The 25,290-nt window shown below is 51.1% G+C and carries 16 protein-coding genes and 1 tRNA gene; 5 read left to right on the top strand and 12 right to left on the bottom strand.

The features are described from left to right. Window positions 1-228 precede the first annotated feature (228 nt). Window positions 229-3,324 carry a TonB-dependent receptor gene (locus tag ACJJI1_RS08560; protein WP_444959088.1) on the top strand — a complete coding sequence of 1,032 codons (3,096 nt, stop codon included), beginning with the start codon at window positions 229-231 and terminating at the stop codon, window positions 3,322-3,324. A gap of 521 nt (window positions 3,325-3,845) precedes the next feature. On the opposite strand, the gene ACJJI1_RS08555 is transcribed toward ACJJI1_RS08560, so the two are convergent. From ACJJI1_RS08555 to ACJJI1_RS08525, 7 genes are all read right to left on the bottom strand, one after another. Continuing rightward, window positions 3,846-4,310, bottom strand: coding sequence for a PraA/PraB family alkane oxidation protein activator (locus tag ACJJI1_RS08555; RefSeq protein WP_444906692.1), 465 nt, complete (start codon window positions 4,308-4,310; stop codon window positions 3,846-3,848). Window positions 4,311-5,446: 1,136 nt separating this feature from the next. Then, complete coding sequence (can, locus tag ACJJI1_RS08550; protein ID WP_282930420.1) at window positions 5,447-6,094, bottom strand: carbonate dehydratase; 648 nt, start codon at window positions 6,092-6,094, stop codon at window positions 5,447-5,449. A gap of 1 nt (window position 6,095) precedes the next feature. Next, window positions 6,096-6,920 (bottom strand): peptidylprolyl isomerase, encoded by an 825-nt coding sequence (locus ACJJI1_RS08545; RefSeq protein ID WP_444959087.1) that lies wholly within the window; start codon window positions 6,918-6,920, stop codon window positions 6,096-6,098. 54 nt (window positions 6,921-6,974) lie between these two features. Then, window positions 6,975-7,664 (bottom strand): respiratory nitrate reductase subunit gamma, encoded by a 690-nt coding sequence (gene narI / locus ACJJI1_RS08540; protein WP_444959086.1) that lies wholly within the window; start codon window positions 7,662-7,664, stop codon window positions 6,975-6,977. A 4-nt stretch (window positions 7,665-7,668) separates the two neighbouring features. Further along, a complete protein-coding gene (gene narJ / locus ACJJI1_RS08535; protein WP_282930423.1) occupies window positions 7,669-8,391 on the bottom strand; it encodes a nitrate reductase molybdenum cofactor assembly chaperone in 723 nt (240 codons plus the stop codon). 19 nt (window positions 8,392-8,410) lie between these two features. Continuing rightward, on the bottom strand, window positions 8,411-9,958 hold the full coding sequence (narH, locus tag ACJJI1_RS08530; RefSeq protein ID WP_444918740.1) for a nitrate reductase subunit beta: 1,548 nt from the start codon (window positions 9,956-9,958) through the stop codon (window positions 8,411-8,413). Window positions 9,959-9,960: 2 nt separating this feature from the next. Beyond that, window positions 9,961-13,731, bottom strand: a complete 3,771-nt coding sequence (locus tag ACJJI1_RS08525; RefSeq protein WP_444959085.1) for a nitrate reductase subunit alpha — start codon at window positions 13,729-13,731, stop codon at window positions 9,961-9,963. A gap of 320 nt (window positions 13,732-14,051) precedes the next feature. Here ACJJI1_RS08525 and ACJJI1_RS08520 point away from each other — a divergent pair, with 320 nt between their 5' ends. Continuing rightward, on the top strand, window positions 14,052-15,902 hold the full coding sequence (locus ACJJI1_RS08520) for a histidine kinase (protein WP_444959084.1): 1,851 nt from the start codon (window positions 14,052-14,054) through the stop codon (window positions 15,900-15,902). Between the two features lie 481 nt (window positions 15,903-16,383). After that, the gene (locus tag ACJJI1_RS08515; RefSeq protein ID WP_444959083.1) at window positions 16,384-17,061 is read left to right on the top strand and encodes a CHRD domain-containing protein; all 678 of its coding nucleotides are present in this window, start codon (window positions 16,384-16,386) and stop codon (window positions 17,059-17,061) included. Window positions 17,062-17,157: 96 nt separating this feature from the next. Here ACJJI1_RS08515 and ACJJI1_RS08510 read toward each other — a convergent pair whose 3' ends face one another. Next, a complete protein-coding gene (locus tag ACJJI1_RS08510; protein WP_444959082.1) occupies window positions 17,158-18,357 on the bottom strand; it encodes an alginate export family protein in 1,200 nt (399 codons plus the stop codon). Window positions 18,358-18,735: 378 nt separating this feature from the next. Here ACJJI1_RS08510 and ACJJI1_RS08505 point away from each other — a divergent pair, with 378 nt between their 5' ends. Continuing rightward, window positions 18,736-19,179 (top strand): SRPBCC family protein, encoded by a 444-nt coding sequence (locus ACJJI1_RS08505; protein ID WP_444959081.1) that lies wholly within the window; start codon window positions 18,736-18,738, stop codon window positions 19,177-19,179. 201 nt (window positions 19,180-19,380) lie between these two features. On the opposite strand, the gene rtcA is transcribed toward ACJJI1_RS08505, so the two are convergent. The 4 genes from rtcA to ACJJI1_RS08485 all read right to left on the bottom strand — a co-directional run bounded on the left by rtcA (window position 19,381) and on the right by ACJJI1_RS08485 (window position 23,467). Next, a complete protein-coding gene (gene rtcA / locus ACJJI1_RS08500) occupies window positions 19,381-20,400 on the bottom strand; it encodes an RNA 3'-terminal phosphate cyclase (protein WP_444959080.1) in 1,020 nt (339 codons plus the stop codon). A 46-nt stretch (window positions 20,401-20,446) separates the two neighbouring features. Continuing rightward, window positions 20,447-21,607, bottom strand: coding sequence for a slipin family protein (locus ACJJI1_RS08495; RefSeq protein WP_444959079.1), 1,161 nt, complete (start codon window positions 21,605-21,607; stop codon window positions 20,447-20,449). Window positions 21,608-21,976: 369 nt separating this feature from the next. Beyond that, a tRNA-Ser gene (locus ACJJI1_RS08490) sits at window positions 21,977-22,048 on the bottom strand. A gap of 189 nt (window positions 22,049-22,237) precedes the next feature. Continuing rightward, a complete protein-coding gene (locus ACJJI1_RS08485; RefSeq protein ID WP_444959078.1) occupies window positions 22,238-23,467 on the bottom strand; it encodes an RtcB family protein in 1,230 nt (409 codons plus the stop codon). 218 nt (window positions 23,468-23,685) lie between these two features. On the opposite strand from ACJJI1_RS08485, the gene rtcR reads away from it, so the two are divergent. After that, complete coding sequence (gene rtcR, locus ACJJI1_RS08480; protein WP_444959077.1) at window positions 23,686-25,284, top strand: RNA repair transcriptional activator RtcR; 1,599 nt, start codon at window positions 23,686-23,688, stop codon at window positions 25,282-25,284. Window positions 25,285-25,290 lie beyond the last annotated feature (6 nt).

Below are 25,290 nucleotides of genomic sequence, written 5' to 3'. Positions count from 1 at the left end.
CAATGTAAATATGAGTTTCTAAAGGGAATTATTTGTTGAAAAATTTCTATTTAATATAGATACCACCAACCATTCAGGCACGGTTTTCAACGTTCAGATTTCAATTGTGCCCAATTCTTGTGCGTTACTTAATAAAAGTAAAATTTTTAAACTTTTAACCTATTTTTAATCCCCCCTAATATCATTTTTTTACGTCTTCAATCTAGTTGGGCCCCAAGGAAGGCAGTTTTGGCCTTGAAAAAAAATAATAGTGAGCATAAGAGAGAGAAACTCAGTATGATGATGCGCCTTCATAAACAAAAAAATTTGATTGCTCAAGCAATCCCCGCCGCAAACCCTAGCGACTATTCAATCCCCTGGTACAGTGTGGCGATTGCCTGTTTGGTAATAAATACTGCATCTGTGGCAGCATTTGCCCAGGAGGGGCAAGGGGACAAGCCCAGTAACTATTCTGGTTCGGCTATTGAAGAAGTTACGGTTACCGCACAGAAAATTGAGGAAAGCATTCAGGATGTGCCTATTGCAGTCTCTGCGCTATCTGGGGATAACATGGATGCTTTAAAGATTGAAGGGGGCAATGAACTGCTGCGAGCCGTTCCCAATGTTAACTTCTCCAAAACAAACTTTAGCTCATACAATTTCTCTATTCGAGGAGTAGGAACTCAGTCAATTTCTGCCAGTAGTGATCCTGCCGTTGCAGTAAGTTTTAATAATGCTTCTTTAATCAGGAATCGTCTGTTTGAGCAGGAATTTTTTGATGTACAGCGGGTAGAAGTTCTGCGTGGCCCTCAGGGCACATTATATGGTCGTAACGCCACTGCTGGTGTGGTTAATATGTTACCAATCATGCCGGAAGATGAATTCGCCTCAGAGATTGAGGTTGAAGTGGGCAATTATAATAGTAAGCGTACCAAGGGTATGTTGAATATACCGCTGGGTGAAACTATGGCTTTCCGCTTTTCTGGAGCCATGACCAAGCGGGATGGCTTTGATTACAATACTTATACCAAAAATGATGTTAACGACCGGGATCTCTACTCCACGCGTGCCATTTTTGAATGGACTCCCAGTGATAAGTTTAATGCTAATTTGATTTGGCAACACTTTGATGAAGATGACAAGCGATCCCGCACCGGTAAGCAGCTTTGTACTACTGACCCCGGTGATGCAATGGTCGGTGATACGGAAACAACACAGTTTACTCAAGCAATGACAAGTCAGGGCTGTTTGCCTAGCTCGCTATATAGTAGTGATGCTTTTAGTGCACCCAATGGGGCTGGCCTTGCTTATATAGTTGCACCGACAATGCTTATCCACCCAAATCTTTTTCAAGATGGTAGTCTCACAAACCTCCCAAATCCCTACAGTGGGGTTGATCAATCACGTGATTTACGTGAAATATCCACTAGTTTTGACCCGGTATTTCGTGCAGAAAATGATTTAGTACAACTGAATTTTGAATGGGCTTTATCTGATACTCTGACATTTTATTCTCAGTCTACCTATGCTAAGGACGATTACTACTCATCTCAGGACTATAATCGTTTTACAACCGGCGCGGTCTTTACTGACTCAGCAGAACTTGGTGATAGTTGGGCATTAGGCCCTACACCTGGAGGAATTTATACCGACCCACAACTCGGTGCCTCTGATGGTATTTTGGCAGTAGATATAAGCCGCTCTGATAATGAACAGTGGAGTCAGGAGTTCCGTTTGCAAACAGCTTTTGATGGCCCCTGGAATTTCTCCGTTGGTGCAAACTACCTCAATTTTGAAACCCAGGATGATTACTTTGTTTTTAATAACATGTTCACCATGATTTCTGAATATGTTTACAGTCGGGGATACGATGAAGATGGCAATATCATTCCGATAAATTGCATTGACCCCGCCACAGATTTATCTGGGGATGACTGTATATATGTAGACCCTAATTCGTTAAACAATGTAGATGAAATGGGTCATAATTATTTTCTTAGCCGTAATTTGGTAGAAACTAGTTCCTGGGCTGTATTTGGTGAGGCATATTGGCAAATTACTGACGATGTAAAACTTACCACTGGTCTACGTTATACCAATGATGAAAAGACCACAAATCCTGTACCTAGCCAGTTATTACTTGGTAATTATTATGAAGATGGTGATACTTATTCAGGTCGCAGCTCAGGTGGTTATTCCAATATGGGATATCCTGAGGGTGAGGAGTTTTCTCAGGATTGGCAAGAGTATACCGGGCGGGCAGTGCTAGACTGGCGAGCAGATACTCCCTTTACCGATGATACTATGTTCTACGTTTCTTTTGCCCACGGTTATAAAGGAGGCGGTTCTAACCCACCACGTGCGGTGATTGATCCAGCGCGGGTTCAATACCAAGATTTACCTAATACTTTTGAACCTGAATTTGTAAATTCCCTTGAGTTTGGTACCAAGAATGTTTTGCTTGATGGCCGTTTAAACTTAAATGCAACAGCTTTCTATTACGACTATACCGATTACCAGGTTTCCCAGATTGTTGATCGTATCGCATTAAATGAAAACTTTGATGCAGAAAGTATGGGATTGGAGTTAGAGCTGGCATGGCAAATGACAGAGAGCACCAGGATGAATATGAATGTGGGTTACTTGAGAACCCGCATAGCAGAAGGGGAGGAATCTATAGATGTTATGGACCGCACCCAGGGAAATGAAGACTGGACAGTTCTGCGGCCTAGCTTACAGGTACCCTCCAACTGTATTGCTCCGGTAGAATATGTAGAAGCTGCTATGACTGCCTTGGAAGGATTTTTTGGTGTAGTCCCCCTTTGGGCATTATGTGCGGGCTCACAGCAATGGGGCGTTTACTCTGATTCTATTGAAAATCCAAATTTCCGATGGGATCAAATGCTGGCTCTTTTCGGTTACGATCTGGGCGAATATAATCCACTTACTGATGCCCCCAATGGCGGGCGCGGTTTTTCTGCTGATCTAAGTGGCAATGAACTACCAAATGCTCCTAAGTTAACGTTTAACTTAGCAGTGGAGCATGTCATTCCCCTTTCAGATTGGGAATTAGCTTTACGTGCCGATTACTATCGACAGTCTGAGAGTTATGCGCGGGTTTATAATACCGAGTATGACCGCTTAAAAGCCTGGGATAACTTCAATGCATCAGCAACCCTAACCCATCCGGAATCAGAATTGCAAATGCAGTTATATGTGAAAAATATCTTTGATGATACGCCTATCACAAGCGCCTTTACCAATAGTGATGACTCCGGCCTTACTACCAATGTATTCACCCTGGATCCGCGTATTATAGGCTTTAGTCTAAATAAGCGTTTCTGATTTTTATATTGCCGGTAAGACACTAATAGTTCTATGGTGTCTTACTGGTGTTTCAGACTGGCTATACCTGAAAACACCTCCATTTCTAACCTTCTTTTCACTCATATAAATCATCGACCAATCGTATAGCGGGCGGTTGATGATTGTTTGCTAGGACTAGCCACACACCTCCCAATTGTACTTTATTTTGGGAATACCCTAGTCTCCCTGCCTTGTCTTCTTATTAAGGCCTAAAGTAACTTTGAGCTAAAAATGCAAGTTTATACAATCTAAAAACAAATAGTTGGGTAAAAACTATATAGCTCTACATTTGGTACATTATTAACGTGCCGAGTTAATAAAGCGAGCGGGTCAACTAATGACAGGCATATTAAAAAAAGAGGATAAGAATTTTTTGCAGAAAATGATTGATTTTTAGAAACAGATATATTGTTTTTTTATGAATATACAGACGGGGAAAAAGTAGAGCAGCCAGTACTTTCTGACTACTCTACTTTAGATATTGACCTATTAAAGGTTACTTATGGCACGAAAGATGCCTGGGGATTTGTGGAGATAGTACCGGTTATTTTGCAATCGCTACCAATACCAACGCTTGGGAGTACCGCGGCATTGAAAGTAATTTCTCCAGTAGATTGGTTAAAACTACCGGTAATATCACCAAAACAATTGCCGGTAATAGCTGCAACAGTTACATCTTTTAGGGTTACGGTATTCCCTGCATTACCTACCAATGTATAGGGCAGATTGGTAAAGCTTACTGCTCCACAAAGAAAACCAGTATTCAGTGACAAGCTGCCCACAGAGGCGTTACCTGATGAATTTGTAGTAGAACTACCGGATAGACCACAAGTAAGGTTTATACCCTTAGATACTTTTATATCACCAACATTGGCCAGGCCAATGGTACCTTGGGGAGACCAGGTGTCAGCGGCTGCACCAGTGCTAACAATTGCCAGGGCGAGCGCGGTAAGGATCTTTTTCATGTTCATTATTTCCTATTTTTAGTAATTAGAATAGGTAGAAGCATGAATACGCTGAGTATTCATCCCTTACGGGTAATGCATCTACATTAATCATCGCTGGAGAAGAAAAAAATTGGGCCCACTTAAACTGCAGTAATATTCAACTTCCAAGTCCTCTTATCTCCACTCCTATAAGACGCTTTTCTTCGTCAGTTCGGAGGGATACAAACTTTGATAAACATGGTATTTGATGCCAGTTTTAGTTATATTTTTTTCATGAGGATAAATATCGGGAGTGTTTATTAATCTTATGAATTTATAAATTACTTAATGATTTTCATTTATTCGTGAATATATTTATTTATAATAAGTAAGCCACAATCTGGGGGCGTAAAACTCTTTATCTTTGTCTACTTATCCTTAATTTCTTGTTGCTAAATTTGAATAATTTTTAAATATCGAGCTTTCAGTAATCGAAGGTTTTAAGATAAATATTTTTGTCTCCTATCGATGTTCGAAAATCAGATAGAACTCACGCGATAAAGTGGCATAGAAAGTAGCGTTTTAGGAAAAGCAGAGTGCTACGAGGAGCGGCAAGAGCAGAGTAGATGAAAGAGAGATTTTAGCGTATGACTCATATATCCAAATTGATGTTCAAATGATCAATTTGGTTTTGTACTTCTAAAAGTTGTTCAGCTCGTTCTAGGGTTTAGCCTTCTTTTTTTTGCCAACAGATTATCTCCTCACCAAAATCTATTTCTAGCTCTTATTACGCCAGTATCCCGCGATCTTGAGTGCATTGGCTTTATTTCGCAGCTTGGGTAGTTCTGCTATTTGAGGGCCCTGTCAGTAATAAACCGCTCTTTATTTATCATATTAGGGAATTAGTCGCTGTGCCTTGCACTCAGTGCAGTATTGGGAGTTAGAAGAAATAGAGATAAGCATGAGTCGAACCTGTGATTGAGGATAACGGTATTTATGGTTACCCTCTTTGCAGTTTGGAAAGATACGGCGGTATCGCTCCGCCCCAGCTGATGCTGATAGCCGTCGGCTTTAGCAGAAGCGAAGTGGAATCAAACGCTGCATTTCTAAAAATATTTAAACGCAACTGCGCTATTTATACTTATGGTCTCGAAGGGGATAAAGCAGTTATAAACTCACCCCTCCTCCTGCACCTCACCATAAACATGGTAAATCTCCGGCACCTGGCCGCGATCATCCATCCGCATTCCCAGATCTCTAATCAGGCCGTCGCGAATATCGTAGATCCAGCCGTGCAGGCTGAGGCGTTGGCCTCGGTCCCAGGCATGCTGGACTATTTTGGTCATGGCCAGGTTTTGTACCTGTGCCATCACATTTAATTCACAAAGGCGCGCTGAGCGGGATTCTTTATCGAGAGATTCCAGCTCTTGCCGGTGGCGGGCGTAGACATCCTTGATGTGGCGTAGCCAATTATCCACCAGGCCACATTCGCTGTGGCCCATGGCGGCCTGTACGCCACCGCAACCATAGTGGCCACACACCACCACGTGTTCCACCTTGAGTACTTCCACGGCGTATTGCAGTACCGAGAGGCAATTAAAGTCTGTGTGTACTACCACGTTGGCGATATTACGGTGTACGAATAACTCCCCCGGTGCCATGCCCACAATCTCGTTGGCGGGCACGCGGGAATCGGAGCAGCCGATCCATAAATACTTGGGTACTTGCAGGCGGCTCAGGCGTTGGAAAAACTCCGGGTCCTGTGCCGTCCTATCCTCCGCCCAGGCGCGATTGCGCGCGAACAATTGGCGAATCTCTGCCACCTCAGTGGGCCTCCCCCGATAAATCCAGGCCAGAGATTTGCGCGGCTTTCACCATTTTTTGCAGGTAGTCGCTGGTCATCTGGCGGCGGCGTTTTTCGGTCAGGTATTCCTCGATGCGCTCCGAGACATATTCGTATTCCAGTGGGCGGCCCGGCTCGCATTGCTCCACATAAATCAGGTGCACACCGTAGGGGGTCTCCACGGGTTCCGCTACCAAACCGGTGCCCTGCTCGAACACTGCGCGTTCGAAGGAGGCAACGGTATCACCGCGCCCTACTTGGCCGAGGCTGCCACCGGCTTCGGAGGAGGAGCAGGCTGAGTGGGATTGGGCTAAACGAGCGAAAGATTGCAGTGGATTGGAGTCGGCGCGAATCTGTTCCAGCATATTCTCGGCTGCGATGCGTGCCTTGGCGCAGGCCTCGGAGTCATCCGGTGCAGCCGGGATCAGGATATGGCGTACTTCTGCGAGGGGATCGGAGCGGAACTTATATGGGTGGGCTTCGAAGTAAGCGCGGCACTCGGCGTCGGTTGCCGGGTTCACCTGTAGCTCGCCTTTTAATAGATCTGAGACTGCGCGATCGAAAACCTCACTGTGCAAGTCTTCGTCGGCAGCGCAGAGACCCTGCCCTGCAGCTCGATCTCGTAGCAGCCAGCCGATAACCAGAGCGCGTGCGGCGCAGTAGATCGCCTGACGCGGAGAATCTGCAGGCTGGTACTGCATCTCTTGGTAGATCAGGTCAGCGGGGATTTCAGTTCCGTTAACGGCCACTACCTCGGCCATCTCAAATTCGCCGCCGGCAGCATCAGTGGCCAGTAATGTATTCATGACTCAACTCCACACTGGGCCCGCTCATGGCGGGCCATTTAATAGTTGCAGGGATTAGCGCGCAGCTTTGGCGCGGACTACCTGGTAATTGCGGCGGAAGTACTGCACCGGAACACTCCATACGTGTACCAAGCGGCTGAAGGGGAACAGCAGGAACAGTGTCATGCCGAGGAAAATATGCAGCTTGTAAATGATGTTCACTCCGCTGATTGCAGCAGCTGCACCGGCACCATCCAGCGTGACAATGGACTGAGCCCAAGCCATCAATTTGAGCATTTCAGCACCGTCCATATGGCCGGCAGATACCACAATACTGATCAGGCCGAGGATCAATTGCGCGTAGAGCATCAGCAGTATGGCCAAGTCCATTTTGGAAGTGGTTGCGCGTACGCGCTTGTTGGTGAGGCGGCGCTTCACCAGAATGGTGAGACCGATAAAGCAGATCACCCCGAAGAAACCACCGATCCCCATTGCCATCACCTGCTTGGTGGAAGCTTCAATGCCTAGGAAGTGCCACACCGCTTTGGGTGTGAGTAGGCCGACAAAGTGGCCCGCGAGAATAGCGATCACGCCGATATGGAACAGGTAACTGCCGATGCGCAATTGTTTGCGCTCCAACAACTGACTGGAGCCGGTGCGCCAGGTGTACTGGTCCCGGTCGTAGCGGATCAGGCTACCCACCAGAAATACCGTGAGGGCGACAAAGGGGTAGATGGCGAAGAGCAGCGTATTCAGATAGTTCATCTTGTTACTCCTGTGGTGCGGGCTGGGCAGAATTCTGCGCGGCGTTGGCCCAGTTAAGGGGCTGGCCGTCGCGCAGCTGCGCATTGCTGGGCCGCGTTATTGACTGGTCGCAATTGTTGGCGCCGCTAAAGCTAACGGCCTCTTCCTCCCAGATCTTGTCCAGCGCCTCGGGGGTATCGTCACGTTCTTCGTTGGCGACTTCTTCCTTGAGTGCTGTGAGATCGACATATACCCCTGCCATCTGCAAGAGCGCATCCATCAACAGGTGGTAGGGACTCTCACGCTTGGACAGGCGCGCGCTCAACAGGGCTATGACATGGGTAATATCGTGAACCCAGCCGTAGGCTGCTTCCCCCTGGGTGGCACAGAACTCTAAGTAGGTGGGCAGGTAATCCGGCAGTTCGCGCTCATTCAGCTCAAGGCCGGCGCTGCGATAGCGCGCGGTCAGGTCTACCATGGCTTGGCCGCGATCACGGGATTCGCCGTGGATATGCTCGAAGATATGCAGGGATACAGCGCGGCCGCGCTCGAACAGACCATCGTATTCGCTCTGCCAATCGAGCGCATCCATACGCTCGTAATGGGAGATAAATGCCAGCAGCTTGTCGCGCAACGGAGCATCCAGATCCTCGGATTCAGCCAACCAGCTGGTCAGCTCATCCAGGTGCGCCACCAGCTCATCGGACGGGTAATCCAGCAGGCGGGCGATCAGGTTTAGTACTTTCATCGGTATTCTCCGCTCGACCTTAGTCGACTACTTTGGCGGGTATTACTTCGCGCACCGCTTGTTGCTTGCCACCGAAAATATTGGTGCTGTCGTTGCCGGTGCTACAGCCGTTGCCGAAGCTGAAACCACAAGAGGACTTCATGTCGTAGGCGTTTTCCGCGTAGGCCTTATGGCTTGAGGGCACCACGAAGCGATCCTCGTAATTGGCCAATGCCATGTAGCGATACATCTCTTCTACCTGGGCTACGGTCAGGCCAGCCTCTTCCAGCAATTCGCGCTCCTGAATGCCGTCCACATGGATGCCACGCATATAGGCGCGCATCACAATCATGCGCTCCAGGGCACGGGCCACTGGCTTCTCGTCGCCGGCGGTGAGCAGGTTGGCCAGGTATTGCAGCGGGATACGCAGGGTGGAGAGATCGGGGATCTCGGCGCCGCGACCCACGGTAACGGTTTCCACTTGGCCGGCCTGTACTGCGTTCTGGATCGGAGACAGGGGTGGCACGTACCAAACCATGGGCAGGGTGCGGTATTCCGGGTGCAGCGGCAGGGCGATCTGCCAGTCGATGGCCATCTTGTACACCGGAGATTTCTGCGCAGCTTCGAGCCAGGCTTCGGGGATACCTTCAGCGCGGGCAGCTTCCTGGACCTTGGGATCGCTGGGGTCGAGGAAGATATCGCACTGGGCCTGGTAGAGCGCTTTTTCGTCTTCTACAGAAGCGGCTTCCTCGATGCGGTCTGCGTCATAGAGCAGCACGCCCAGGTAGCGAATACGGCCCACACAGGTCTCGGAGCAGATGGTTGGCTGACCCGCCTCGATACGTGGGTAACAGAAGATACACTTCTCAGATTTACCGGTTTTCCAGTTGTAGTAGATCTTCTTATAGGGGCAGGCGGATACGCACATGCGCCAGCCGCGACATTTGTCCTGATCGATCAGAACAATGCCGTCTTCTTCGCGCTTGTAGATGGCACCGCTGGGGCACGCAGAAACACAGGCCGGGTTGAGGCAATGTTCGCACAGGCGCGGCAGGTACATCATAAAGGTGTTTTCAAATTCACCGTAAATGTCGGCCTGCACCTGCTCGAAGTTTTTGTCCTTTTTACGCTTCTCGAATTCGGTGCCGAGAATCTCTTCCCAGTTGGGGCCCCATTCGATCTTTTCCATACGCTCGCCAGTAATCAGCGAGCGCGGGCGGGCTACCGGTTGGTGTTTCTGCTCCGGTGCCTTGTGCAGGTTCTGGTAGTCGAAGTCGAACGGCTCGTAGTAGTCGTCGATCTCCGGCATATCCGGGTTGCCAAACAGGTTGGCTAGTACGCGGTGCTTGCCACCGATCTTCGGCTGCAATTTACCGTTCTTCTTGCGGGTCCAGCCGCCGTTCCATTTGTCCTGGTTCTCCCACTCTTTGGGGTAGCCAACACCGGGTTTGGTTTCGACGTTATTGAACCAGGCGTATTCAACCCCCTCGCGGGAGGTCCACACATTTTTACAGGTCACCGAGCAGGTGTGACAGCCGATACATTTATCGAGGTTCAGCACCATGCCTATCTGGGCTCTAACTTTCATTGCTACACCTCCTCTCGCGTCGGCTCTTTGACGTCTTCGCCATCCAGCCAATCGACCTTGTTCATTTTCCTGACCACCACAAATTCATCCCGGTTACAGCCCACAGTGCCGTAGTAGTTGAAGCCGTAGGACTGCTGGGCGTAGCCACCGATCATATGGGTGGGTTTCATCACCGCGCGGGTTACGGAGTTGTGGATACCGCCCCGGGTGCCGGTAGTTTCCGCTCCCGGTGTGTTCACGATGCGCTCCTGGGCGTGATACATCATGGCCATACCGTCGGGCACTCGTTGAGATACCACTGCGCGGGCAGCAATGGCGCCGTTGACGTTGAAGATTTCGATCCAGTCGTTGTCTTCAATACCTGCCAACTTGGCGTCGTACTCACTCATCCACACGATGGGTCCACCGCGAGACAGGGTGAGCATCAGCAGGTTGTCGGAGTAGGTGCTGTGGATGCCCCACTTTTGGTGCGGGGTGATCCAGTTCAGCAGGATCTCCTTGTTACCGTTGGGCTTCTGGTTCAACACCGGTTGCACGGTTTTCAGGTTGATCGGCGGCTTGTACACACACATGTTCTCGCCGAAGTCACGCATCCACTCGTGATCCTGGTAGAACTGCTGGCGGCCGGTGATGGTGCGCCAGGGGATCAACTCGTGCACATTGGTGTAGCCGGCGTTGTAGCTCACATGCTCATCTTCCAGGCCAGACCAGGTGGGCGAGGAGATAATCTTGCGAGGCTGCGCCACGATATCGGCGAAGCGAATTTTTTCGTCTTCCTTGGGCTTGGCCAAATGGGTGTGATCGCGACCGGTAATCTCACCGAGGGCTTCCCAGGCCTTCACGGCTACCTGGCCGTTGGTTTCAGGGGCCAGTGACAGGATCATCTCCGCAGCATCTACCGCACTGTCGATACGGGCGCGGCCATCGCGGGCAGTCTCATCTTTCCAAGTGCGATTGAGCTTTTTGAGGAAGTCCACCTCGTCATCAGTATTCCAGCTGATGCCCTTACCACCGTTGCCGAGTTTTTCCAGCAATGGGCCGATAGAGGTAAAGCGGTTGTAGGTGTTGGGGTAGTCGCGTTCCACCTCAATCATGCTCGGCGCGGTAACGCCGGGGATCAGGTCGCACTCGCCTTTCCACCAAGCCTGTACACCGAACGGCTGGGCGATTTCTCCGGGGGTATCGTGGTGGATCGGCAGAGTCACCAGATCCTTTTCCACCCCCAGGTGGCCATCGGTCAGTTTGGAGAATTCCTTCGCTATGCCTTTGAAAATTTCCCAGTCACTTCGCGCTTCCCAGGCCGGGTCCACCGCCTTGGTGAGCGGGTGAATAAAGGGGTGCATGTCTGAGGTATTGAGGTCGTCCTTCTCATACCAGGTGGCCGTCGGCAATACGATGTCGGAGTAGAGACAGGTGGTGGACATACGGAAGTCCAGTGTCACCAGCAGATCCACTTTGCCCTCGCTGGGGGCGTCATGCCAGGCCACGTCTTCTGGTTTTTTGCCGCCCTCTTCACCCAGGTCTTTGCCCATCAAACCGTGCTTGGTACCGAGCAGGTGGCGCAGCATGTACTCGTGGCCCTTACCAGAGGAGCCGAGCAGGTTGGAGCGCCAGATAAACATATTGCGCGGGAAGTTCTGCGGGTTATCCGGGTCCTGGTTGGCGAATTTGAGCGCACCGCGCTTGAGCTGCTGCACCGTGTAGTCTTTGGCAGACATACCGGCGGCGGCGGCATCTTTAGTCAGTTGCAGGGGGTTGATCCCCAGCTGCGGCGCGGAGGGCAACCAGCCCATGCGCTCGGCGCGGCTGTTGTAGTCGATGATGGAAGCCTGCCACTTGCTCTTGTCGGCCAGCGGCGAAACCACTTCATCCATCTCCAGCTTCTCATAGCGCCATTGGCTGGCGTGGTTATAGAAGAAGGAGGTACCGTTCATATGGCGCGGTGGACGCTGCCAGTCGAGACCGAACGCGAGTGGGGTCCAGCCGGTCTGCGGACGCAGTTTTTCCTGTCCCACATAGTGGGCCCAACCACCGCCGCTCTGGCCGATACAACCACACATCATCAGCATATTGATGATCCCGCGGTAGTTCATATCCATGTGGTACCAGTGGTTGAGACCCGCCCCCAGAATTACCATGGAGCGTCCACGGGTCTTGTCGGCGGTGTTGGCAAACTCACGGGCAACCTGGATGACATTCTCACGACGACAACCGGTCACCTTTTCCTGCCAGGCGGGGGTATAGGGCTTGTCTTCGTCGTAGCTCTGAGCACAGTTGGGGTCGTCGAGACCGTGCTCGACACCGTAGTTCGCCAGGGTCAGGTCATAGACGCTGGCTACTTTTAAAATCTCGCCATCTTTGTTTTGAACAAGCTTCACCGGCACCTTGTAGTCGATCACTTCATCGTGTTCGGTATGCTGGAAGTAGTTGTGCTCGTGGGTCTGGCCGCCGAAATAGGGGAAGGCGACCTGGGCGATTTCATCGGCGCAGTCTTTGAGGCTGAGTTTCAGCTCCAACTCTTCGCCACTGCGACCATCGCGCTGTTCAATATTCCACTTGCCACGGCCTTCTTTCGCTGAGGGCTCTCCCCAGCGATAACCCATGGAGCCCTGAGGGGAAACCAGCTGGCCATCGTGATTAACACCGATGGTTTTCCATTCCGGGTTGTTATCCTGGCCGAGGTTGTCCGCCAGGTCAGAAGCGCGCAGGAATCGGCCCTGTACCAGCTTGCCGTCGCGCTCTTCCAGGGTCACCAACATCGGCATATCGGTGGTGGTGCGCACATACTCGGTGAAGTAGGCGCTGGGCTTGTCGACGTGGAATTCTTTCAGGATCACATGGCCGAAGGCCATCGCCAGAGCCGCATCGGTACCCTGGCGCGGTGCCAGCCAGGTGTCGCCAAACTTGGAGCACTCTGAGTAGTCAGGGGTGACCACACAGGTTTTGGCGCCCTTGTAACGTACTTCACTGAGGAAATGCGCGTCCGGGGTACGGGTTTGAGGCACATTGGAGCCCCATACGATCAGGTAGTTGGAGTTGTACCAGTCGGCGGACTCGGGTACGTCGGTTTGCTCACCCCAGACCTGCGGTGAGGCGGGCGGCAGGTCACAATACCAGTCGTAGAAACTCAGGCAGTTGCCGCCGATCAGAGACAGATAGCGGGCACCAGCGGCGTAGGAGACCATGGACATGGCGGGAATCGGCGAGAAGCCCGTCACCCGGTCGGGACCGTATTTCTTGGTGGTGTAGACGTTGGAAGCGGCAATCAGCTCGTTAACTTCATCCCACTTGATCCTCACAAAGCCGCCCATACCGCGGCGCTCTTTGTAGGACTGCGCCTTGGCCGGGTCTTCGACAATACTGGCCCAGGCCTCCACCGGATCGCTGTGTCTCAACTTGGCTTCGCGCCAGAGTTTTACCAGACGTTTGCGGATCTTCGGGTACTTGAGGCGGTTGGCCGAGTACATATACCAGGAGTAGCTGGCACCACGGGGGCAGCCACGCGGCTCGTGGTTGGGCAGGTCCGGGCGGGTGCGCGGGTAGTCGGTCTGCTGGGTTTCCCATGTGACCAGGCCGTCTTTGACGTAGATCTTCCAGCTGCAAGAGCCGGTACAGTTCACCCCGTGGGTGGAGCGCACAATCTTGTCGAACTGCCAGCGACGACGGTAGCCATCTTCCCAGCTGCGGTCGTCATTCGTCTTTTCCCCGTGTCCTCCGGAAAAGGGCTCTTTTTGTTTCTTCAGATATTTCAGTCGGTCCAGGAAATGGCTCATGCGGTACTCCCAGGGCATCGGCATGCGGTTAAAGCATCGGTTTACCGGGAATATAAAAGGGAGGGACGGCGGGATCACCTGACCAAAAAGGGGTAGAAAAGCGGCGAACTACCCCCGAATAGGTAGGGAAACGACTCCAGGGGGTCGTTATGGTGGAGTCCTATCCCAGCAATAACAGGGCCTCTGTGTAAAAAACAGGCGCCAGGTTAAATTATGTGCAAAACTGGCGATCTTTAGTGGTACCCACAACTTTGTGCGCCAATGGACGGCACAATAGAGATCAGCCATCCACAACCGCCCCAGGGCGAAGTGAATCCGATATGCTGAACCGAATTCGACAGTCCATCGTCTACCGCATCGGCACCCTGATGCTACTCACTGTGCTGGTAGCACTGAGCTCTATGGTGGCGTCCTATATTATCTCCGATGCCGCCGAAAACGATGCCGCCGCCGTCAATCTGGCCGGCTCATTGCGGGCTATGAACTACCGACTTGCGGCCACTGCACCCTCTGGGGATGTCGAAACCACAGCTGAGTTGGCAGACGAGGTGACCGCACGCCTGACCCGGGTCCTCAGCATTTCCGACTTCACTGCCAGCGATAACCTGCCCGCAGCGCGCAATTACCGCAAGGTAATCGAAAGCTGGGAGGGAGAAATCCGCCCACTGCTGGAGTCCATTGCCGCCGGGCGCACTTCTATGGACTCCTTGCAGTTAGCCAACCGCCTGGAGCCCTTTATCGGTGATGTGGATACACTGGTGTTCGATTATCAGACCATCGCCGAGGAAAAAATAAGCCTGCTGCGTTTGGTGCAGGTGGGCTCACTGTTTGCCATTGTGACCCTGGTGTATCTCTCCCTGTGCATACTGCACCGCTCTGTGGAGCAGCCTCTCAAGCAACTGACCAATCGCTCCCTGAGCATCGCCCAGGGAGACTTCAACCAAAACCGCCTGGAGATTAACAGCGAGGACGAACTGGGGGTTTTAGCGCGCACCATCAATTACATGAGCGATGAAATTCACGCGACCCACCGGGATCTTGCCCACCGCGTGGAGTTGAAAACCTCCCAGTTACAGAAGAGCCATAAAGCCCTGGACTTCCAATACCGCTTGGCACGACGGATCAGCGAGGGCCCGCTCACAGGGGCGGAGTTGGGCCAGTGGCTGGGAGAGTTCGCCAATGTCGCCAGCCTGGATAACCTGGATCTGTGCCTGATGACCCCGGAGGGCGAGGCGCCCTATGAACACTTGGTTCAGGGGCTTGGCAACACCCAGTGCACAGGCAGTGAATGCCATATCTGCGTAAACACCTGCGGCCCCTCCGATGAAGACCAACAGCGCGTGTACCGATTCCCACTGGAAGTGGACAAACGCAATTACGGCGTACTCACCTGTACCCTGCCCCGAGGCGAGAATCTCGATGAAGAACAGCAGCAGCGCCTGGCTACCTTTGCCGACAGTGTCACTGCGGCCATCGCCATTAATGAGCGGGAGGCTCAGGAGCGCCGTGTTGCCCTACTGGACGAGCGCGCGATCATCGCCCGGGAGCTACACGATTCCCTGGCCCAATCCCTGTCCTATCTGAAAATTCAGGTTACCCGACTCAACCGCGCCAATCGCAGTGAGCAGGTGGACAAGTCCAAGGTGGAAGAGATTATTACCGAACTGAAAGAAGGCCTGGATTCCTCTTACCGTCAGCTGCGCGAACTGCTCACCACCTTCCGACTGCAAATAGGACCCGGCGGCCTGCGCAGTATCCTGGAGCAATCTATCCTCGCCTACCGCGAGCAGCACCCGCAAATGAATGTCCTGCTGGATTACCATCTGGACGAAGTGCCGCTAACTCCCCACGAGGAAATTCACCTGTTACAACTGGTGCGCGAAGCCTCGCAAAACGCTGTGTACCACTCCCAGGGCGATATGGTGCAGATCAGCCTGACCCAGGCCGACAACCACTCCCTCAATGTACGCATCCTCGACAATGGCATCGGTATCAGCAACGCGCCGGAGAAACGCAATCACTTCGGTATGTCGATCATGCAAGAGCGCGCCAGCAACCTGAATGGCAATCTGAATATCCGCCGCCGCGACGAAGGGGGCACCGAAGTGCGTTTCAATTTTATTCCCCTCTACGCCCGCGAGCGGGAATTGGTGTGGAAAGACGTGGGGTGATATCTCTCTACCTTTATCGAAGGTCACTTGGGGCGAGCAAATAATTGCCGCCCCTATCTTTCGAAATCCGCCAGTATCTTTATTACTAAAAAGGGAGAAGGAGAGAATACACCGCGCTCGGGACCCTATGAGGCATGGATGCCGATTAGGAGCTTACAGGGATGTATTCACTGCGTGTCTCGAGTGCGGTGTATTCTTTCCTTCCACCCCGGTAGTAACTATCTTCAACGACCTTATTACCTATCCAAACGCTCTTCCATCCTGAAGCTCCTCCAACACCCAAGTAGCTATCGTCAAAAATACTGACTCTTAAATTGACCCCCAAGGGCCAACCGCGAGCCCATATGCTACAAGTACTTATCGCTAGCCTATCCCGTGATTCACACCGATGACATTGGTGAATATCAGCCTCCTCGATGGCCTGGCATCCAACCATTCCATCAAGCAATGACTATATCGATTTAATAGAGAGGAGAGGTTTATGAAACTGAGTTCATTGCCCAGAGCCACTTTCTTAATGTTGGCAGTATTTCTGCTGGCTTATTCTGCATTCACGGTTTCCGATAGCCATAACAAAAAAGAGAAAGATCCATCAGCTGCCAAGCATGGGGCTGGTGGTGAGAAAGCCTGGTCCAAAGCGGGCAATGACAAGATGTTCACCATCTTTAAATCTGACTTAACCACCGCTAATGAGAATATGCTCGGCAAGAAGGTGAATCCGCAAACCCCCAAAGATGCCGATGGCTTCTTTATTGGCGCCTACGACAAACAGTCACATATGCTGCACTTTATGGTGGGTTACAGCGATCTATCAAAGGGCGGGGTGGCAATGTCGCACTTCCATATGCAATGTGCAGGCGATGGCAAAGAGCCCCCTATTTGCAAGCCGGGTAAACCCAGTGGCCCAATTATTCAAACTATCTGCGGAATGCCCAATCACCCGGGTATGGTTCCCGACTGGCCAGAGACTAAAACTGACAAGGGCAAGCACGGCCTGACAAAAAAATGTGCTGAAGGCACCAGTGGATATATCATGGGCAAGTGGATGGTGGAGGAGCCCTATCGCAAGGCGCTAATGGATGGGAAGGTCTTTGTTAACTTGCATACCCAGCTGGACCCCAAAGGTGAGGTTTCCGGCCTGCTAACAATGGATAAGTAGATTACAAATTTACTGCTGAGACAAGAAAAAGCTGGGCTTCGTTATATACAAGCCCAGCTTTTTTATATCTACCTAAAAATTGTTAATTAACAAAAATCAGAATTTTGCTGTAAGCATCAACCAGAGCTTATCGGTATCTTCACTGTAATCTTCTGCATTGTAAGCTGCGTATTTTACCAACGCTGAGAAATATTCATTAAACTCGTGACCGTAACTGATATTCCACTCAGTCCCGTAATCTGCTGAACCTTCATTGGCCTCAAAACTGTGGTAAGTAATTCCCAAATCTCCCCCGGCAAGCGCCAGGCTGGCACCGAGATATAAATCTTCAACACCATCCGCTGGAGTTTCAATGAACTTATCTGTGTAGCCCTGGAATTTGTGTAGTGTCGCCAGTGGTGTGCTAAAACCCACACCGTCGTCAGAACCCAGAACTTCATAACCCAACTTGCCTTTTACCGGCCCCAATGGTGCGGCAACTTCAGCAAGATAATAATCGGCTGCAAAATTACTGGGATTATTGCCGATATCCTCCTGGCGGGCATAACTCAGCTGAGTTTCGAACAGGCCAAAATCTCCCCGGTAAGCGGCACCGAAAGTACGGGATGAGAAGTTCTCAGCATTATCCAGGTCCAGGTTGTAGAAGAAGGCAGTTAACTTATGCGCTTCTACCAGTGGATAGCTGGCATGAAATAGTTGAATATCCCCATCCAGGTCCGATAAGTCACTGTCTTCACCAAAAATACGGTTTACGTTGTAGATATAGCTGTAATCCAGCTGTAACTCCCCTTCCCCGCCAAATTGGTAACGCAGGCCGTCATACGTCTGTTCATTCTGGCGCCAACCCACGCCACCGATAAAGCGCTGATCATCCAGGTTAATGCGCTGTCGACCTGCAATCACCATGGAGTTGAAACCACTGTACTTTAAATAGGCTTGATTAACCTCAGTGCCCTGGGGGTCGGCAACGACGGGGTGCTCGGTATTGCCATTCACTGTGGAATTGTAATTGTCATTGCCAATTTCACTAATGTTATCCACTTCAAAAAACGCATCAAAACCACGATAACTGCCACTGGTCCAATTCAGGCGGGTTCTCAAGGTTGAGGCAATAGCAACATCGTCCATATTGTCCTGATCAACATTTTCTATCCGGTAGCGAAGATTTACCCCCGCCTGCCCTGAAGTCAGTGCATCAGTGAGTGTGGCGCTTTCATTCTCTGCTGCAATTCCCTGAGAGCCGGAAATGCCAAGGATGATGACCGCGATTACGGTGGACAATTTCTGTTGTTTCATTCGCCGTTCCTTTGCAAAAATATTTTGGGTGGAAGGCAACTGCACAAATATGATCGAAACTATTACCGATCACAGCAGTTATCCCAGTGCGAGTGAATTATGCAGGCGTAGTACCCAGCGATTTATTGATGTATATCAGATTGATGCCTCGCTTTTAGAAAGATTTACCGGAGGTTTATGAATAAAAATTTCTTACAGGAAAGAATATTGATTAAGCGCAGTTGAAAATACAAAGCTGGCGGCTACTAACAAAAAACGAAATAGTTTTCATATTTACCAGAAAAATTAATGGGCTTAAAAACTTGTAAAAGTAATGCCAGCTGCTAAAAGTTATATTCAAATTCGCTCCAGCAATGAAAACAAAAGGGAAAGACAATCATGCCTGACTACACCACCTCTTTCTTAAGCCCTGTCACTCAGGAAGAAGCTTACCGGGCAGTTGCTGAAAAGATGTCCCAATGGTGGACGCCAACTAGCGGCCCTTTCCTGGCAGTGGGTGATACCGCCAAGACCGGATTTGGTGGCGAGTCCTACTGGGTATTTCGCGCCAAAGCTTTGGTACCGCAGAAGTTAATCGAACTTGAGTGTATAGAGTCTAATATGGTTTCTGAGCAGGTTGATGATCCCCAAGAATGGCAAGGCAGTACTCTTCGCTTTGAATTTGCTAACGAACCCGGTGGTACCCGCCTCACCTTTACCCATATCGGTCTCTCACCGGAGATGAAATGCTGGAAGATGTGCAAAAGCGGATGGGATTACTATTTGCCAGGGAGCCTTCAGGATTACCTCAAAGATGGGACAGGCAAACCAAATAGCTATTAGTGAGATAGGAGGACCCCGCAGATGAGGGGAACAAGAGGTGTGAAAGCAGGGCTTTTAATCGCCTTCCGGTTTACCGCTGCATCTACAGAGAACACTAAAACTCTAACTTATTGTTTTTAAACAATTTTTCGACGCCTTTGGCAATATCTCAGGGCTGGGGCAACCCAGCCCCTTGTACCTAACATCGGGCTTTCTTTTCTCTTAGCAGTTCTCAACCACTACTCGCCACTGATCCTCTCCCACTTGGTTCAAACCGATGGTCACTCCTGTTATCTGACGCACAACTTCGATATTGGTCAAGAGGTGGAGGCTCGGCTTCAGGCTAGTGAAGCTTCCACCGGCCCCCAGCACCAATGGGAGTATTAGCTGGTCGGCCAGATGTTCGCCCACTGGCACGCCGGCGTGCATATAGCGCTGCATCTGCCGAATCGCGCGATCGGCAACGCGCTCAGCGCTAACACCCTGCTCCCCCATAGCCTCAAACACCTCAGTCACTTGCTGGGATTGCAGACGCAGGGAAAGTACATTGCCAGGCCCTTGGGACTTCACCTGCCTTTGATGCAGACGCTCCGATCGCCATTCGCACTTCTTACGTACCTGCGCCAACTCCCGCTGGGCCACATGAGCAGGAATATGGGCCGAGGTCGCCACAGCTTCAGCATCCAGAAGTTCACCCCGTTCTGTCAGCTCCAGTTTTGACCACTGCGATAGCGGCTGGATACGTGTGCGCCATGAGCCACCCCCAGCAGGGTAGAAACCATAATCATCCAGGACCACTTCCACACCGGCGCCCATACGAGCCAATAGGGGCAAATATGCCTGGGCTATAAAATCAAAGCTGGGAGCCTTTTTATTGTGAGTGCCGCCTTCAAGACACAGCTCACTGACACCATCGGACAATAACAGCGGTAGCAAGACGGTTTGAAACACCAAACTGGTACTACCGGCCGAGCCAATAGGAAAGTGGTATTTACCGGGACGCACTTTTCCCGGTGCAAAAGTTATTTCCGAAGCACCCAATTGTTCGCCGCTAACTTCGGCATGGCTAATTGCTTTGGCTGCTCGCAAACAGGCTAGGTGCTGGCGCAACAAACCGGGGTTTTTACGACCCGCTCGAATATTCTTAATTCGGACCGGTACTCCCAAACAAACAGACAAAGTGAGGGAAGTCCGCAAAATCTGTCCGCCGCCCTCCCCCTGGGCGCCGTCTATCTCAATCACTGTTTAATTCCTTAAAATTTACATCTTTTTTTGGTGAATGGCGCCTTTAAGCCGTAGGGCGTAACTTCACCAACTCATTCATCACCCCATCGAGACCACCATATACGGAAATTTTATCGATGCGGGTACTGACCCGTTCCAAAGCTTCCAGTTCTTTCAAGCGCAACAGTACCGGGTTGTTATCCATCAGCTTGGCGGTATTGTGCAGAGATCTCATTGCTTGGGTTTCTTCTCTGCGCTTAATCAGATTTGCCTCAGATTCCTTCTGTGCTTCTACAACCTGATTAAGGATCATTTTCATATCGCCGGGCAAAATAATATCCTTGACCCCGACACTGGTAAGCTCGATACCATATTTCGCCAGCTTGTCGCGGATGCCAGTCGCAATCACTATATTCAACCTGTCCTTATCAGCCAGAAGGCTATCCAGGGTTTGGGTACCCACGGCCTCGCGCAAGTGCAGCTGCAATTCGCGATAAATAAAGCCTGTACTATCGCTGAGCTTTAGCGCCACCTTTTTTGCATCAGTAATTTTGTAAGCGCCGGTTAAATTGACACGCAGGCTGACCCTATCCTTGGTCAGAATTTCCTGGCCGCTAACTTCGATGGTTTTCAACCGCAAGTCCAGTACCTTGACCTCGATAGAGCGGTTGTATTTCCAGTAGCCATAACAGCCGGGCTGTAACACCTTTTCTAACTTACCGTTGACCATTAACAGGCCCACGTGCTCATCGGGAATCTCGTTGTAGTTTACGGCCTGAAGGGCGGTGCGCATTTGTCCAGCACGTACACCTCGCCCCAGTAAGCCCAGGACTTTTTTATCGATGGCGTATTCCTCAGAGATATCCACGATTTCCACCCGCACGGATTCACCACCCTTCCACACAGCGCGAAAAGTACCCGGTGGCAAAATATCGACCAAGTGATTATCCCGGTAAAACAATCCCACCTGATGGTCTGACAATTCATAGGATTGCAGGTATTCACCAAGGATCTCACCATAGGTGTTTAACAAAAATTTGGCTTTGATTTCACCGAATACCACATCGGTAATATCGTAAGTTTCTGCCCGTACATCACCGGACAATAGGGATATACGATGGCTGCCAGGTGGCAGCACCCCTTCAAAACGGTTGCGGCGAAATAGCAACACTCGCTCGCTATCCGCAACATCCACGTTCTTCCATATTTTGAACAGAGATATCATGGTTCTTATCTTTTATTCCATTTCCATACTGCGCTACCCCATTGGGCCGCAAGGGTGGGGCCCGTCCAGCGACAGGTGGTAAACCGTTTGTGCCGAGCGGGGCCCAGCGGCAGAGGAATTACGATTTTCCCCACTTGGCTCCCCCTGAGCCTGCAGCCAAAATCCTTGGCCTGGAGACACAATCATAAATCTTGCCGCTGGATCGCACAGGGCAGACCCACGATTAACGACACAGTTGCCAGAATGCCTCCGCAGTAAATCGCTAAATCCTATTTACCGTATTGGGAGGCTATCGGACCCCAGGTAGATTTTTAATGGGGAGTCGAACCCCAGGCTCTCGCCTCTTTCCAGGTCGTTTGGATAACGATGGGACTTTGGCAGGAATCGAACCTGCTACCAATCGATAAGTTATCGACTGCTCTACCAAATGAGCTACAAAGTAGGCGTTTGAACTTCTATCCCGTGGGTACACCTGCCGCCATAGGCGGTGGTGCCGGGCCGGAATTCAGAACCGGCTCCGCTGACGGGCTAAAGGCCTCAAACTCGGTTGCGGCAACCCGGCAAATTCGCCCGGCAACCTGCATGCTTTAGCAATTGCTTTAGTTCGGCCGATCCCTGGCCTAAAACGCGTCAACCTTTGACGCAAACCACTTGCTTGAGGGTGTAGACGATTTCCACCAGGTCTTTCTGTGCTGCCATAACCTTTTCAATAGGTTTGTAGGCCGATGGGGTTTCATCGATCACGCCCTCGTCTTTTCGGCATTCCACATCGGCGGTGGCCGCGCGATGCTCTTCCAGGGAGACCAGCTTTTTGGCCTTGGTACGGGACATCACTCGCCCGGCCCCATGGCTACAGCTACAGAAGCTTTCTTCGTTACCCAGCCCCCGCACAATAAATGACTTGGCCCCCATACTACCGGGAATAATACCCATTTCGCCGGCACGCGCTCTTACAGCGCCTTTCCGGGTCACCAACACATCTTTGCCGTAATGATGCTCGCGGGAAACGTAATTGTGGTGACAATTCACCGCTTCCATCCGTGCCTCAAAATCCATCCCCAGGGCCTGCTTCACCGCGCTAATAGTTCGCACCATCATTACTTCGCGATTGATACGGGCAAACTCCTGCGCCCACTCCACCGCCTGCACATAGTCATCAAAGTGCTCGGTACCTTCCGGGAAATAGGCCAGGTCACTGTCCGGTAAGTGGATATGCCAGCGCTCCATATCCCGCTTGGCTTTCTCAATAAAGTAAGTACCTATTCGATTTCCCACTCCCCGAGAACCACTATGCAACATCAACCACACGCTACCCTGTTCATCCAGGCACATCTCGATAAAGTGATTGCCTGTGCCAAGCGTTCCCAAGTGGTTGATATTATTAGTATTTTTTAATACCGGATGCCTCTCTTTGAGCAGTTCAAACTGGGCGGCTAGAGGCGCCCAACCGGCAAGTGCATCGTCCGGTGGATTCTCCCAGGCCCCCTTGTCCCGCCCTCTTCCCCGGTGTCGGCCAGTGCGGCCGTGGGGCACGGCGCGTTCGATGGCGCTGCGCACTCCAGCCAGGTTGTCCGGCAGTTGCGCCGCCGTCAGGCTGGTGCGAACCGCCATCATGCCGCAACCAATATCCACCCCTACGGCAGCGGGAATTACTGCCCCCAGAGTTGGGACCACACTGCCAATAGTGGCGCCTTTGCCCAGATGTACATCAGGCATCGCCGAGACCCATTTATGGACGAATGGCATCTGCGAGATATTTTTGAGCTGCGCTTTGGCCTCATCTTCAAAAGGCACACCCAGGGTCCAGGACTTAATCGGTACCCCACCTGCCTGCATTACTTCATATGGCATTGGTTTCATCTTCCACTCCTTTTGAAACCGCGCTTGGTATTCATACGTTTCGTTTAGTTATTGATATAGCGAATTGAGTGCCAACTTTTGCGGACAGTTGAAAAATACTTGTAAATTATTGTTTTTAAACGATTTATTTTTTTCTCAGGAATTTTTAGGAGATTTTTTGAGATAAGGAATTCATAAATTTCTATCTTTTCTGATAGTTAAATCATATTTTAGATAGCATGAAGACAATCGCTATCAGTATTCTCGGTACCAGCAAGGACCGGCGCGGCAAAGGCGACAAGCGCTGGGATAAGTGGCGCCCAAACATTTCCATGTGCCAGCACGATGATCTATTGATCGATCGGCTGGAGCTCCTTTTCGACAACCACTCAAAAAACCTGGCTGACCAGGTCACAGAAGATATTGCGCGGGTGTCTCCAGAGACCGAGGTGGTCCACCACCGGGTGAACTTCAATGACCCCTGGGATTTCGAGAGCGTGTATAGCAATCTGCTGGATTTCGCCCGCGCCTATAGCTTCAAGCCGGATGACGAGCAGTACCTGGTGCATATCACCACCGGTACTCATGTAGCGCAGATCTGCTTGTACCTGCTAACAGAGGCGGGGTATTTCCCCGGACGTCTGCTGCAAACTTCCCCGGCGAGAAAGAACAGTAGCTTGCCGGGCGAATACCAAATCATCGATTTGGATCTGTCCAAATACGACCAGATTGCCTCGCGCTTCCAGAGGGAACACCAGGAGGGCACCACCTATCTGAAGGGGGGAATCGAGACCAACAATCTCGCTTTTAACCAGATGATCGAGCAGCTGGAGCAGGTATCGATTCGCTCCGACGCCCCCATACTAATTACCGGTCCCACAGGGGCAGGTAAATCCCAGCTGGCCCAGCGTGTCTTTGAACTACGCAAGCAGCGGGGCAAGCTGGAGGGTGGCCTGGTAGCCGTTAACTGCGCCACCCTGCGCGGCGAAAATGCCATGTCCGCCCTGTTCGGCCATCGTAAAGGCGCCTATACCGGTGCCACCACCCACCGTCCAGGCTTGCTAATGGAAGCAGATAAGGGCCTACTGTTTCTCGATGAAATCGGTGAGTTGGGATTGGATGAGCAGGCCATGTTATTGCGTGCGATTGAGCACAAACGCTTTATGCCTTTCGGCTCTGATAAGGAAGTAAGCAGTCACTTCCAGCTGATCGCCGGTACCAACCGGGATCTGGTACAGCTCTGCCAAGAAGGTAAATTTCGCGCGGACCTGCTCGCCCGTATCGATCTGTGGACCTACCGACTGCCCTCTCTACGAGAGCGTATTGAAGACCTGGAACCCAATATAGATTTTGAGCTGGAGGCTTTCTCCAGGAAATCCGGGCATCTTGTCAGCTTTAATAGAGCAGCACGGGAAAAGTACCTGAGTTTTGGGCGCTCCCGCGAGGCCAGCTGGTCGGCGAACTTTCGCGACCTTAACGCCAGTATCCTGCGTATGGGTACCCTCGCCGACGGTGGGCGTATCACGACTCAGGTAGTGGAAGAGGAAATCCATAGGTTGCGAATTAAATGGCAAAACCCACTAACAGATTCATCGCTACCCCTTGCCCGTATCGAAACACTGTTGGGGCGTGACCACATCGAGCAGATGGATTACTACGAGCAAATCAAACTAGCTGGGCTAATTCAGGTTTGTGCAGAGTCCAATTCGATGGCAGAGGCCGGACGCAAATTATTTCAAGTGAGCCGCACCTCAAAAAAATCCAACAACGACTCACACCGGGTACGCCAACTTTTAGATAAATACGGTCTTAAATTCGACCAGTTGAATAAAACATAGAGGCCC

It is taken from the genome of Microbulbifer maximicatervae (SeqCode), from assembly GCF_052467065.1.
This window is presented reverse-complemented; position numbering and strand designations above follow the sequence as displayed.